The sequence below is a fragment of the Treponema parvum genome (assembly GCF_017893945.1).
GTDB lineage: Bacteria > Spirochaetota > Spirochaetia > Treponematales > Treponemataceae > Treponema_D > Treponema_D parvum_A.
On record NZ_CP054257.1, the window covers coordinates 99,000 to 113,215 of the forward strand.

A 14,216-nucleotide genomic window follows, 5' to 3' on the forward strand; every position below is an offset into this window, starting at 1 on the left:
TGTAAAAGATTGTTTAAATATACGCCGGAAAAAATACATTGCGTGTATATTTCGGCGTGTATGCCCTTGTGCGCAATCCCATTTATTCGGCATTTTTATTTATTTGTACCGGCGCACTGCTGTTTTGCCGGAATCGGTACGTATTGATTTTGCCGCCGCTTTTTTGGCTGTACCTTACCGTGTTTATGAAATTGACGGAAGAAAAATGGCTTGCCGAACGCTTCGGCGATGAATATGGCGCATATTGCAAACGGGTCAACCGCTTTATTCCGTGGAAAAGAGGATGAATATGAATGAAATAAAAAAACGGACGGTAGAAAATCAGACGGAAAATCGAAAGCTGGCGGAGCCTCGCGCGGAACGCAATCCCGCAAAGCAGCAGACTATCAAGCGGCTTTTAAGCTATGCGGGAAAGAGCAGAGGGCTTTTGTCGCTGTCGCTTGTGCTTTCCGGCTTGAGCGCCCTCATCGGTTTTGTGCCGTACATTATGGTGTTCTTTGTAATGCGCGACGTGATTTCCTCAGTTGCGGCAAAAGAGGTGGTAAACGCCGCCGCCCTTGCACGTTACGGACTGTGGGCAGTCGGTTCGGCTGCGGCGGGCTTTGTGCTCTATTATGCGGCGCTTATGCTTTCGCACGCGACCGCGTTTACGATTCAGGAAAACCTTTCGATTATGATGACGGAAACGCTTGCGGAACTTCCGATCGGCTGGCATATCACGCATGTGAGCGGTAAAGTGCGCAAGGTGTTTGAAAAAAACGTCAATCAGCTTGAAACACTGATCGCTCATAGCCTGCCGGATACCGCGCAAAATACGGTTTCTCCCTTTGCGATACTCACTCTCATGCTCGCCTTCGATTGGCGGCTGGGGCTGGTGTCCCTGCTGCCGCTCGTGCTTGCGTTCGTGCTGCAAATGCTTTTAATGCGCATAAGTTCAAGCTCGGGCTTTATGCAAAAATATGAAGATGCGCTCGAACAGATGAATAACGCAGGTACCGAATATGTACGCGGTATTTCGGTTATTAAAACCTTTAATCAGTCCGTCTACTATTTTAAAAACTTCTACACTTCGATTATGAACTACAAAGAGTTCGTGCACAAATATTCGATATCGTGGGAAAACGGGTATTCGATTTTCCTCGCGCTCATTAAAGCGGGCTTTTTATTCCTGCTGCCTGCCGCTCTTTTGATAGCGGGAACGGCGACGCTCGATGCGCGGTTTTTTTACAGCTTTGTGTTTTACCTTGCCTTTGCGCCGGTTACTTACACCATGCTGATAAAAATCATGTACTCAAATACGTTTCATCAGCGGTCGAACGATGCGCTCAACCGTATTGAAGATATTTTGCAGGCGCCCCTGACCGAAGAGCCGGAAAAGTCCGTGCTGCCCGAAAAGTACGATATTGCATTTAAGGATATGGTGTTTTCTTATAAAACGGAAACGGCGGGATCTGCGGAAACGGACACGGGGAACTCAAACCCCGGCGGCGATAAAATGCCGCAAACCGCCGGCCGCCCCGCAGTGAACGGCATCAGCTTGCACATCCCCGAGCATTCGCTTACCGCGCTCGTCGGTCCCTCAGGCGGCGGCAAAACGACACTTGTCAATTTGCTCGGCCGCTTTTGGGAAGTCGATTCAGGGAAAATCAGCATCGGCGGCATCGACATCCGCGACATTAAAACAAGCGACCTTTTGCACACCGTCGGCTTTGTGTTTCAGGAAAATAAGCTTTTTAAAGAAAGCATTTTTGAAAACATCCGCTACGGCAAAAAAGACGCAAGCCGCGAAGAAGTGACGGAAGCGCTCCGCAAAGCCGAGTGCATGGACATCATCGAAAAACTGCCCGCCGGTATCGACACCGTGTACGGCACCAAGGGCACATACGTATCAGGCGGAGAAGCTCAGCAGCTTGCCATTGCCCGCGCGCTTTTGCAGGACGCACCGATTATTGTACTTGATGAAGCGACCGCCTTTGCCGACGCCGAAAACGAATACAAAATCAAAAAAACATTCGACGTGCTGCTCAAAGACAAAACCGTCATTATGATCGCTCACCGCCTCTCTTCGGTCGTAAACGCCGATACGATCTGTGTCATCGATGAGGGCAGGCTTGCCGAAACGGGAACGCATGCCGAGCTGCTCGAACGCAAAGGCCTCTATGCCGGTATGTGGGAAAACTTCCAAAAAGGCATCGAATGGAAGGTGTAAAAAGCGACGCACGGCTCAACACGTGGTAAAGATTATTATTTTGCGGGAGAACAGGCAATATGGTTATACACGAATACGGAAACATTGAGGCGGAAAAAATACTGGTTTTGCACCCGATGTTGCTGACCGGTGCCTTTGCGGCAAAGCTGTTTGCGCCGCTAAGCGATCGGTACTGTATTATTGCGCCGGATTTGTCGGCTCACGGGCAAGCATCTTCGAGCGAGTTTGTTTCCGCCGAAAACGAAGCTGCGCAAATCCTTTGCTATCTGAAAGAAAAAGGCTATACGGATATTGCATTGACGCTCGGTATTTCCCTAGGAGCGCGGATTGTGCTGGAACTGTTGAAGGATGACGACATACACTGGAAATGCATTGTTTTGGACGGTGCGCCGGTATACAAAAATGCCCGCTTTTTGCGCTTTGTGTATACCGCCGTCTTTTTAAGCAAATGGAAAAAGGCGCGAAAATACAAGGGGTTTGCTCAAAAGAAAATGACCGCATTGTTCGGTGAAGCGGGCGAAGTAATGGGAAGCACGTTTGAAAGCATGGGTGAAAAAAGCCTGCGAAATATCATAGCGGCATGCAGCCGCTTCGATTTTTATCCGTATCCGAAAGATGTGCAGCAGCGTATGTATTTTGAATTCGGCAGTAAAGAAATAGATGCACGGCAAGCAAAGACGATTTTGCGCCGCTACCCTTTTGTGCATATCGCACTGCATAAAGGGTACGGGCACTGTCAGTATATGGCAGCGGAAAAAAAGGCATACCTTGCGATACTTGAAGAGCGCATGAAGCAGAAGGTTTAAATAAATTGATAATCGATAATGCGATGATATCGGTTCAAACGAGCATACAATTTACAAATTAACAATTTAAATCCCGCGTCATATCTGAAGCAGTTTCATCGGTTTGTTTTTACTTCGGACGAACCCCATTTGCGATCCGCCCTGCAAATATCCCATCCATAAACGGGTACAGGCCGATAACCAGCATTCCGATTATTCCCGGGATGGCTAACTTGAATAACAATTCTTTAGGACTTTTAGTTAATAGCTGTGTTTTCATATCTTGTTTCATTGCAACTCACCTCTTAAAATATTTCTTATTTTCAAATATCCCTAGTGGTTTAGTTATTTTTTTTCAAGATCAATAATGTATTGTATGATTGTTTCTTTTATATACTTCTTATGAACGTCAAAAGAATTTCGTGCATTAAGCACTTCCGAACTCACGATTAAACCGTTAATGTAATGAACTAAAAAACCATCCTTAAAAATATGTGCTGTAATTCCCAGTTTCTTTGCAATGAGATCAAGTTCTTTAGTTGTGTGCAATTTTAGTTCTTGATATAAATCTTCCAAATCCCGATTATAGTTTTTTGCTTGCAAAAGAAGTGCGTACAGCTTCATTAAATCGGTTTTTGCTAATGCCTTACTTGTTAAAATATCACCCATTTGCTGATATTTATCTTTGCTCCGATTATGCGCTAAATATTCAGTTATCAAGCTATTTCTGTATTCATTTCCATCAAGCATTAAGTCTTTCAGCATTTCAGTTGTACTTGCATAATGATGATATACACCGCCTCTACTCATACCTATTTCCGTAATGACATCTTCCATTGTTGTATTCTGAAAGCCTTTATCTAAAAAGCATTTTTTTGCGGCTTCTCGAATTTCTCTTTTTCTCATCTGTCCGACTTTTTGTTTTTCTTCTTTCAAAATAAAGTCCCTCCTTGTCTGTTAAAAAAACCGACAGTGCTGTCGGTTTTTAATATAGCGTTATTATTAAGTGATGTCAAGTAAAAAAACACTTTGTAAACAGCGCGAAATGAACAGTATAGACAAATAATAGTTAAAAACAGTAGATTAAGGAAATCAGCAATCTGAAATATATGAAGTGAAAAATGAATAAAATAACATGCATTTGTTTAGGCGTACGAAATATGGAAAAAGCATTAAAATTTTACAGAGACGGGTTGGGATATAAGACAGACTGTAAAGAAGATAATCCACCGGTATGCTTTTTTAATACACCGGGAACAAAATTTGAACTTTTCCCTTTGGATTCATTGGCAAAAGATATTGATGAAAATAATCCGCCGACAGGAACCGGCTTTTCAGGAATTATATTGACATACAATGTAAAAAACAAAGAAGATGTAGATAGCGTTATTGAGTTGGTAAGAAAAGCCGGAGGAACTATTGTTAAAGAGCCGCAAAAAGTATTTTGGGGCGGATATCATGCATATTTTTCCGATTTAGATGGATACTATTGGGAAGTATCTTGGGGACCCGATTTTCAATTTGACGAAGATGGCCTATTGAAATTTTAGAGCGAATAGAATGGATAATTATGGCATCGAGTAAAACATATTTAGATTTTATTTTGGAGCAATTATCGGAATAATAACACTGCTCGATGTTTCCTTTTCATATCCGGATTTTGCATTATGATAATTATCCATACTTGACATTTTCAGTTCTTTTTAGTAACATTGTTATTGATTAGTAGGAATGTTATTACAAATATGGATAACTATTATGGAAAAAATATTAGCCGATAAAGATGAACTGAACACACGGGCAAAGATTTTACGCGCTGCAAAACAGGAGTTTTTTGCCAACGGCTTTGCAGATACCAATGTGCGCACTATCGCCGAAAAGGCAGGGGTTACGACGGGGGCACTGTATAACCTTTTTGATAACAAGGACGGCATATTCGAAGCTCTTGTAAGCGGTGTGTTCGACGAATTTTTAGACATAGTAGCGCATCGCGATGCATTCGACGCTGAAAATTTCGGTATGAAAACAAGCGATCTTTCAGCAATTATCGAACTGTCGCAACGCCGGTTCTTAAAAATGGTGGATTTTTTTTACGATAATTGGGATGCGATGAAACTGATTGTCTGCTGTTCGAAGGGAAGCTCCTATGAGCGCATTTTTGATAAAGCAATCGATTTAATCGACCGTGAAACACTTCGATGGCTGAAACAAGACGGCGTTAAAATGTCGCGTCGCATACGGTTTTTTATTCACGTTATGGTAACGTCCCACTGTGAAAATTTAAAAGAGATTTTTTATCATAATTTAAAAAAATCGGAAGCGGTGGAATATGTGCTCGATTTTAACGTATACCATTGTGCCGGCTGGAAACAATATTGGATGGAGCAAGTAAATGGATAATGAATAATGTTTAATTGGTAATTAAAGCGTATGCAATTACTCATTACAAATTAACAATTACACATTAAATTAAACATTACAAATTATCAATTACTAATTAATAAGTGTAGGAGAGTCTGAATGGACACATATAAAAGATTGTTTAAATATACGCCGGAAAAAATACATTGCGTGTATATTTCGGTGGTGTGCGCCGTACTGGGAGTTGCTTCTCAGATGGGGGCATTTTGGTTTTTATGGAAGTTTTTGTACGCGCTTTTGGTTACAAAAAACGTTACGGACGGCTCGATGTACGCGACGGTGATCGTTTCGCTGTTGGCGGGCTATTCGGTTGTATACTTTGCCGCTTTGTGGGCGTCGCACGTACTCGGTTTTCGGCTTGAATCGAATTTGCGCAAAACCGCAATCAAACATTTGATGAACGCATCCTTTGCGTTTTTCGATATGAACCCGTCGGGAAAAATCCGCAAGCTCATTGACGACAATGCACAGGAAACGCATATGCTGGTTGCGCATTTAATTCCCGACAATATTTCCGCATTGTTTACGCCGATTTTTATGTTTATCATCGTCTTTGCGGTCGATGTAAAGCTCGGTTTTTTGCTCCTCGGTGTTGCGCTTATCGGCGGTGCGCAGATGATGTTTATGATGGGCAATAAAAACTTTATGCAGAAGTATCAAGCGGCATTGGAGCGGATGAATGCGGAAGCGGTCGAATATGTGCGCGGTATGCAGATTGTAAAAATCTTTAAAAGCACCGTCGAATCCTTTAAAGCGTTTTACGAAGCGATTACCGGCTATTCGGATTTGGCGTACAAGTACACGCTCAGCTGCCGTTCTCCGTATGTGATGTTTCAAGTGCTGTTTAACCTGTTTGCCGTCTTTACGATTCCTGCCGCCATTTATTTTATGAATAAGGGCGCTGACGGAAATCTCATCATTGCAAAAATCGTCTTTTTTGTGTGCATTGCCGGCATTCTTTTTTCGGCGTTTATGCGCGTGATGTATGTCGGAATGTACAACTTTCAGGCAAAAAGCGTTGTGGATAAACTTGAAAATCTTTTTGCAGACATGGAAAAAGACAATCTCGAACACGGCACGGAAGAAAAGTTTGACAACTTCGGAATCGAATTTAAAAACGTTTCGTTCGGCTATACCGACGAAAAGATTTTAAAAGACGTGAGCTTTACGTTGGAGCCGAACAAAACCTACGCGCTGGTCGGTTCGTCCGGAGGCGGGAAATCAACCATTGCAAAACTTATTTCCGGTTTTTATAAAATAAATTCAGGCAACGTTTTAATCGGCGGAAAGGATATTTCGTCATATTCACGGAATGCGCTTATGCACAGTATCGCCTTTGTGTTCCAAACGTCGAAGCTTTTTAAAACGAGCATTTTTGAAAACGTCAAAATGGGTAATAAAAATGCAAGCGATGAAGAAGTGATGAACGCGCTCCGGCTCGCCCGCTGCGAAGACATTTTGGCAAAATTCCCCGAACGTGAAAAAACGGTTATCGGTTCAAAAGGCGTGCACTTATCCGGCGGAGAAATTCAGCGCGTTGCGATCGCCCGCGCTATTTTGAAAAACGCGGACATTATCATTTTGGATGAAGCCTCCGCTGCCGCCGACCCCGAAAACGAATACGAAATTCAGCAGGCATTTTCCAATTTGATGAAAAATAAAACGGTTATTATGATTGCGCACCGCCTCAGCTCGATTAAAAATGTCGACGAGATTTTAGTTGTCGAAGACGGAAACATCGTCGAGCGCGGCAGCGACGCCGAGCTTATGCAAAAATGCGGAAAGTATAGCCGGCTGCAAAAGCTGTATTCTAAGGCAAATGAGTGGAGAGTCTAAGAATGAATAAATTACAAAAATGGTTCGGGGTTACCGAATCGGGAGCAAAAGGAATAGTTACCGCGTCAATATGGTCGATGCTTGCGGATATCTCGTTTATTTTACCGATGTTTTTGACAATGTTTTTCCTGCAAAGTTATTTTGACGGAACGCTGCGGCCGGCGGGATTTTATATCGGTATTATTGCTGCCCTTGCGGTGGTGATGTATGTGCTCGTGCATATCAATTACAATACGCTCTACACCGCGACGTTCAAAGAATGTACGGAACTGCGCGTCAATATTGCCGACCGGCTCAAGGCGCTGCCGCTTGCGTATTTTTCGAAGCACGATGTTTCCGATTTATCGCAAACGGTGATGACCGATGTCGCCGCAATCGAACATGCGCTCAGCCACGCAATTCCGCAAACAATCGGTCTTGTGCTGTATTTGATTATAATCGGCGCGATGATGATTGCCGCTCATCCGGGATTGGGTTTATGCGTATTTGTCCCGATTATCATCAGCTTTATTTTATTGATCCTGTCGAAAAAAATTCAAATACGGGAAACAACGCGGGACTTTCATAAACAGCGTGAGCGCACGGAATTTTTTCAAGAAGCGATAGAACTGCAACAGGAAATTAAAAGCTATGGTCTTACGGATACGGTGTCGGCAAAGCTGAATCGGAACGTAGACGAAGCGGAAAAACTGCATTTGATTGTGGAAGCACACCAAGCGATTCCTCTCAACATCGCACTGCTGTTTTTAAAGTTTTCTATCGGCGTTACCGTATTTTTCGGACTAAAAATGTATCTGGCAGGCACGGCACCGCTTTTGTATCTTATCGGCTATATTATTGCCGCCTCCCGTGTTACGGATGCCGTTGCAGGTGTCGAAGCGAATCTTGCGGAGATGATGTATATCGATTCGCGCGTTAAGCGTATAAACGAGCTGCGTGAAACAAAAACGCAGGAAGGCGAACCCGCTTCTTTGCGGCATTACGGCATTCAATTTGAAAACGTCGAATTTTCGTATAACGACGGGCAAAAGGTTATCGACGGCATTTCGTTTACTGCCGAACAAAACCGCGTTACCGCCCTTGTCGGCCCTTCAGGCTGCGGAAAGACAACCGTGCTCCGCCTTGCATCCCGCCTCTACGATTACAACAAGGGACAAATCCTTATCGACAGCAAAGACATTGCAAAGATCGACACCGACAGCCTCTTCGATAAAATTTCGATTGTGTTTCAGGATGTCGGACTTTTTAATACGTCGATTATGGAAAATATCCGCGTCGGAAATAAAAACGCAAGCGACGACGAAGTAAAAAAAGCCGCCCGTCTTGCAAACTGCACCGAATTTATCGAAGCGCTTCCGGACGGCTACGATACGGTTATCGGCGAAAACGGCAGCAGGCTTTCAGGCGGAGAGCGTCAGCGTCTTTCCATTGCACGTGCCCTTTTGAAAAACGCGCCGATTATCATCCTCGACGAAATCAGCGCCTCGCTCGATGTGGAAAACGAAATGAAAATTCAGGAAAGCCTCAACACGCTCATAAAGGGCAAAACCGTGATTATCATTTCGCACCGGCTCAAGTCGATCGAAAACGCTGACAAAATCATCGTAATGAATAAGGGCAAAATCGATGCGGAAGGTACGCACGCTGAACTCCTAAAAGCTTCACCGCTCTACCGCAGCATGATTGAAAAATCGGGTTTGACGGAGACGTATGTTTATTAAACGGGAGAATAAGATTTTACCGGCTCCAACAGGAAAACGAACAGAGAAAGGAATTGCTATATGAATAATAAACAAAAAGCGGAAAAAAATCCCGCAGCGGAACAGCCTGCACGGCAAAGCGCTGAACGCGACCCCTCCAAGCAGCAGACTATCAAGCGGCTTTTAAGCTATGCGGGAAAGAGCAGAGGACTGTTGTCGCTGTCGCTCGTGCTTTCAGGTTTGAGTGCTGCCGTCAGCTTTGTGCCCTACATCATGGTGTTCTTTGTGATGCGTGATGTGATTTCCTCAGTTGCGGCAAAAGAAGCGGTAAACGCCGCCTCCCTCGTAGGTTACGGACTGTGGGCGGTAGGCTCGGCTGCAACAGGCTTTGTGCTCTATTATGCGGCGCTCATGCTTTCGCACGCGACCGCGTTTACGATTCAGGAAAACCTTTCTATCATGATGACCGAAACGCTTGCAGAGCTTCCCATCGGCTGGCACATCACGCATGTAAGCGGCAAGGTGCGCAAAGTCTTTGAAAAAAACGTCAATCAGCTTGAAACGTTGATTGCGCACAATCTGCCCGATACCGCACAAAATATGGTGTCGCCGTTTGCGATACTCGTCCTCATGCTGGCCTTCGATTGGCGGCTGGGGCTGGTGTCCCTATTGCCGCTCGTGCTTGCGTTCGTGCTGCAAACGGTTTTAATGCGGATCAGCTCGAATTCGGGCTTTATGCAAAAATACGAGGACGCGCTTGAACAGATGAACAATGCGGGCACCGAATACGTGCGCGGTATTTCGGTTATCAAAACCTTTAATCAGTCCGTGTATTATTTTAAAAACTTCTACACTTCGATTATGAACTACAAGGAGTTCGTGCACAAATATTCGATGTCGTGGGAAAACGGCTATTCGATTTTCCTCTCGCTCATTAAAGCGGGCTTTTTATTCTTGCTGCCTGCCGCGCTTTTTTTATAGCTTTGTGTTTTACCTTGCCTTTGCGCCGGTTACCTACACCATGCTGATAAAAATCATGTATGCCAATTCCTTCAACCAGCAGTCGAACGACGCGCTCAACCGGATTGAGGATATTTTGCATGCGCCGCGTATAAAAGAACCGGAAAACTCCGCGCTGCCGGAAAGGTACGATATAGCGTTTAAGGATGTGGTCTTCTCGTACAAAACGGAAACGGCGGGATCTGCGGAAACGGACACGGGGAACTCAAACCCCGGCGGCGATAAAATGCCGCAAATCGCCGGCCGCCCCGCAGTAAACGGCATCAGTTTGCACATCCCCGAACATTCGCTGACCGCGCTGGTCGGACCTTCAGGCGGCGGCAAAACGACACTCGTCAATTTGCTCGGCCGCTTTTGGGAAGTTGATTCGGGTTCAATCAGTATCGGCGGCATCGACATCCGCGACATTAAAACAAGCGATCTTTTGCACACCGTCGGCTTCGTGTTTCAGGAAAATAAGCTTTTTAAAGAAAGCATTTTCGAAAACATCCGCTACGGCAAAAAAGACGCAAGCCGCGAAGAAGTGATGGAAGCCCTCCGCAAAGCCGAGTGCATGGACATCATCGAAAAACTGCCTGCCGGTATAGACACCGTCTACGGTACCAAGGGTACATACGTATCAGGCGGAGAAGCCCAGCGGCTCGCCATTGCCCGCGCCCTGCTGCAGGACGCACCGATTATTGTACTTGACGAAGCGACCGCCTTTGCCGACGCCGAAAACGAATACAAAATCAAAAAAACATTCGACGTGCTGCTCAAAGACAAAACCGTCATTATGATCGCTCACCGCCTCTCTTCGGTCGTAAACGCCGATACAATCTGCGTTATCAATGAGGGCAGGCTTGCCGAAACGGGAACGCATGCCGAGCTGCTCGAACGCAAAGGCCTCTATGCCGGCATGTGGGAAAACTTCCAAAAAGGCATCGAGTGGAAGGTGTAAAAAAGGTTTGTAGTATTGGAGATGTTTTTTGTTTTCTACGAATAAACTTGAAAGAACTTGTCGTTGGGCAAACATACATGGATATGCGTCGTTTCATGCATGCGTTAGGGATTGGAGGGGCGGCAAAACCGTTCCTGACCGAGCGGTACGCGAGAGAAGGAATGGAGCGTAAGCGGAACCCCGTAAAGCCCGACGGTTTACGCAGTAGGCGTAAACCGGAGCGCCCAAAATAATTACCAAATTTAAACTGCACTGTAATCCGTATATTGATTATTTCAATGAATATCGGCTGTCTTAGCGCTGATTCTCAAGCCGCGGATGGATATTGGAATTACCTTGTAGCACTTTCAAAATTTTGAAGAAACGTACAAATATCAATTAATAAATATTGAAGAAATGCACAAAAACCGATAAATAAATCTTGAAGAAACGCATAAAGTTTGATATTATACCTAATATATGATTTTTAAAAGAAAGACTTATGATCGGCTTCTGAATTGGAAAAAGCATTATGCAGATCGTTATGCGGTATTGCTCGAAGGTGCACGACGGGTCGGCAAATCAACACTTGCGGAAAATTTTGCCAAAAATGAATACAAATCGTATATTCTTATCGATTTCTCAAAAAATGCGGATAACATCATAAAATGCTTTGATGACATAGGAAACCTCCCTCTCTTTTTTTTACGATTGCAGGCAGAAACGGGTATAACACTGTATGAACAAGAATCCCTGATTATATTTGATGAAGTACAGCTTTTTCCGAAAGCACGGCAGGCAATCAAGCATCTCGTGAAGGATGGGCGGTATCATTATCTGGAAACGGGCTCGCTGATTTCAATCAAGAAAAATGTGAAAGATATTCTCATCCCGTCGGAAGAAATGAAAATACAGGTTCACCCGATGGACTATGAGGAGTTTTGCGGAGCCGTAGAATATAACTATTCAGTATTACAACAGATTTATGAAGCGGGGAATGAAATCGGCCAAGCGACAAATAGAAAATTGATGAGAGATTTCAGAGTGTATATGGCTGTCGGTGGTATGCCGCAGGCAGTAGATGCATATATTCGCGGAAAGAATTTTACTGAAATTGATCAGATAAAACGCCAAATTATTACGTTATACGAAGATGATTTTAGGAAGCTCGATCCGTCGGGAAGAATATCGGCAATGTATCATGCGATACCGGCACAGCTGGCGAAGGGAGCAAGAAAATACAGAGTAACATCGGCCATCGGTAAAAGAAATAATACGAAATCTGAAGAGCTTCTTTATGAACTGATTGATTCGAAAACCGTACTGCCGTGTTATAATACAACCGATCCGAGGGTAAGCCTCGCGGACACAAAAGACTTTGACAGCTACAAACTCTATCTTTCCGACACAGGCTTGTTTATCACCTTGATGTTTATTGACAGACCTGCGATAGAAAACGAACTCTATAAAAAGCTGCTTTCGGATAAATTGCCTGCCAATTTGGGATATCTCTATGAAAATACGGTTGCTCAAATGATTACTGGAGCAGGCCGTGAACTGTATTATCACACATGGGAAAAGAGCGGAAGCACCCATTATTACGAAGTTGATTTTTTGATTTCAGACGGCAGTAAAATTACGGCCTTTGAAGTAAAGTCATCCGGAACCGGAAAGCACGAATCGATCATTGAATTTGCAAAAAAGTTTTCAGCAAATATCGGCGCTCTGTATGTATTGTCTCAAAAAGATGCGGTAACAAAGGGAGCGTTGCAAAAGAAACCGGTATATTTGACGCCGTTTCTTGTTGAATATCGGATTTAAACAATGCAATCAAATACGTCAGGCACACTTTGTATGGTATCATAAACATGTTATAGTATCGGTAAACAAGGGATGCTCATGAAAACGATCAGATTATTATATCCCGATTATGTAAGCGGCGGACTGGAAACGTACTATTTCGGCTCGAATTTGCTTGCGCATATTTTACCGCAAAACAACGCGCAGCCGCTCATAAAAGTCGCAATCCTGCCGCCCGACGGAACGCGAAAACCGATAACGGACGGCATCTACGGAAAAGATGAAGTACTCGGCGGTATCAAAGACGCGGTGGAAATAAAAACGGCCGCGCAAAAATACGGCGTAACGCCCGCGCAGTTGTGCATCCGCTATACGCTTGAGCGCGGTTTCGTTTTGCTTCCGAAAACCGCAAACGCCGATCACATGAAAAGCAACGCCGAACTCGACTTCGAAATTACAAAAGAAAAGATGGCATCGCTTTCCGCGTTAAAAAACTTTGTCGATTACGGCGAGACAGTCGCTTCCCCGTATTCAGCGGAAAGTAAGAAGTATGTAAGCGATGAAGAAAAAACTTATAAGTATGATTCTCATCGTGCTGTGTATCGCTGCTGCTTGTGCACTTGATATGGGAGACGGAAAGAATACGCAAGATTCAAAGACAAATATAATATAATGTGGAAAATATCGATGAAGCCGTTAAGGAGTATAGCGCACAGTGGCAAACGAAACAAGCGACAAAAAAATACTCAGCGAACTGAGAGCGATAACAAAAGACAAGACGAATTGGCGCACTGCGATTGATGATGTCGCACCAAAACTCGGCGACGGGTATTCAGTGAACGTAAAAGCAAAAGCGTTGTGGCTTCTCGGTGAAATGGGATTACAGTATCCGTTACAAGCGCAGCCGTATATTAAACAAATTGCCGGCTATTTGAAAGACGATAATCCGAAACTGCGGGAACGCTCGGTAAACGCATTGGGGCGGATAGGCAGGGCGGATAAAAGGTTGATACTTCCCTTTTTTGATGCATTGATGAACATGCGCTCCGACACGGCGGAGACGGTACGGCTTGCATTCGTGTGGGCGTGTGAAAATATCGCAACAGGCGCACCGGAACTGTTTTGCGATAAATTAGACTTGTTCTATGAACTGATGACGGATAAGGGAGAGAGGGTACGAATTGAAGCACCCGAAATGTTTCGAGTCATGGGAAAACAGCTGCCGCATTCCGTAGAACCGTATTTGGAAAAATTACAATGGTTCGCGGAACATGACCCGCACCCCGTTGTCCGCATTCATGCGAACGGTGCAATCCGCATAACGAAAAAAACATTGGAGAAAAATAAGTATGCCGCAGATGAGTAAAGGTGGAAAATATATTTTCGGTTCTTTAAAATTCGGCAAGCGAAAAGATTATCAAATCTTGAAGGTTGCCGAATTTTCTGTTTCGTAACGGAGTGAGAAACAGCATATTATAAGCGATGTTTGCGCTTGCGCAAACTCGGCATTTAACGAGAGCGCGCTA

At 44.4% G+C, this 14,216-nt stretch carries 9 protein-coding genes and 4 pseudogenes; 11 read left to right on the plus strand and 2 right to left on the minus strand.

All coding sequences use genetic code 11. From position 1 onward, the window contains the following. Window positions 1–32: 32 nt before the first annotated feature. The 3 genes and pseudogenes from HRI96_RS00450 to HRI96_RS00460 form a co-directional block, all read left to right on the plus strand. Window positions 33–287 (plus strand): annotated as a pseudogene (locus HRI96_RS00450) (methyltransferase family protein); the annotation flags it as partial. A gap of 2 nt (window positions 288–289) precedes the next feature. Next, entirely contained in the window at window positions 290–2,209 is a 1,920-nt protein-coding gene (locus HRI96_RS00455; RefSeq protein ID WP_210117598.1) for an ABC transporter ATP-binding protein, read from the plus strand. 59 nt (window positions 2,210–2,268) lie between these two features. Next, window positions 2,269–3,015, plus strand: a complete 747-nt coding sequence (locus HRI96_RS00460) for an alpha/beta fold hydrolase (protein ID WP_210117599.1) — start codon at window positions 2,269–2,271, stop codon at window positions 3,013–3,015. A gap of 133 nt (window positions 3,016–3,148) precedes the next feature. Here HRI96_RS00460 and HRI96_RS00465 read toward each other — a convergent pair. Together HRI96_RS00465 and HRI96_RS00470 are read right to left on the minus strand one after the other, a co-directional pair. Then, window positions 3,149–3,286, minus strand: a pseudogene (locus HRI96_RS00465) (MATE family efflux transporter); the annotation flags it as partial. A gap of 53 nt (window positions 3,287–3,339) precedes the next feature. Beyond that, complete coding sequence (locus HRI96_RS00470) at window positions 3,340–3,930, minus strand: TetR/AcrR family transcriptional regulator (protein WP_210117600.1); 591 nt, start codon at window positions 3,928–3,930, stop codon at window positions 3,340–3,342. Window positions 3,931–4,115: 185 nt separating this feature from the next. Here HRI96_RS00470 and HRI96_RS00475 point away from each other — a divergent pair, with 185 nt between their 5' ends. The 8 genes and pseudogenes from HRI96_RS00475 (at window position 4,116) to HRI96_RS00510 (ending at window position 14,056) form a co-directional block, all read left to right on the plus strand. Beyond that, entirely contained in the window at window positions 4,116–4,544 is a 429-nt protein-coding gene (locus HRI96_RS00475; RefSeq protein WP_210117601.1) for a VOC family protein, read from the plus strand. A gap of 195 nt (window positions 4,545–4,739) precedes the next feature. Further along, window positions 4,740–5,394, plus strand: a pseudogene (locus HRI96_RS00480) (TetR/AcrR family transcriptional regulator). Window positions 5,395–5,514: 120 nt separating this feature from the next. Next, on the plus strand, window positions 5,515–7,251 hold the full coding sequence (locus HRI96_RS00485) for an ABC transporter ATP-binding protein (protein ID WP_210117603.1): 1,737 nt from the start codon (window positions 5,515–5,517) through the stop codon (window positions 7,249–7,251). Between the two features lie 2 nt (window positions 7,252–7,253). Further along, window positions 7,254–8,972 carry an ABC transporter ATP-binding protein gene (locus tag HRI96_RS00490; RefSeq protein ID WP_210117604.1) on the plus strand — a complete coding sequence of 573 codons (1,719 nt, stop codon included), beginning with the start codon at window positions 7,254–7,256 and terminating at the stop codon, window positions 8,970–8,972. A gap of 60 nt (window positions 8,973–9,032) precedes the next feature. After that, window positions 9,033–10,911 (plus strand): annotated as a pseudogene (locus HRI96_RS11845) (ABC transporter ATP-binding protein). A gap of 459 nt (window positions 10,912–11,370) precedes the next feature. Then, window positions 11,371–12,711: an ATP-binding protein gene (locus HRI96_RS00500; protein ID WP_210117605.1), complete on the plus strand. Its 1,341-nt coding sequence runs from the start codon at window positions 11,371–11,373 to the stop codon at window positions 12,709–12,711. A 78-nt stretch (window positions 12,712–12,789) separates the two neighbouring features. After that, a complete protein-coding gene (locus HRI96_RS00505) occupies window positions 12,790–13,314 on the plus strand; it encodes an aldo/keto reductase (RefSeq protein WP_210117606.1) in 525 nt (174 codons plus the stop codon). Between the two features lie 91 nt (window positions 13,315–13,405). After that, window positions 13,406–14,056 (plus strand): sister chromatid cohesion protein PDS5, encoded by a 651-nt coding sequence (locus HRI96_RS00510; RefSeq protein WP_210117607.1) that lies wholly within the window; start codon window positions 13,406–13,408, stop codon window positions 14,054–14,056. Window positions 14,057–14,216: the final 160 nt, after the last annotated feature.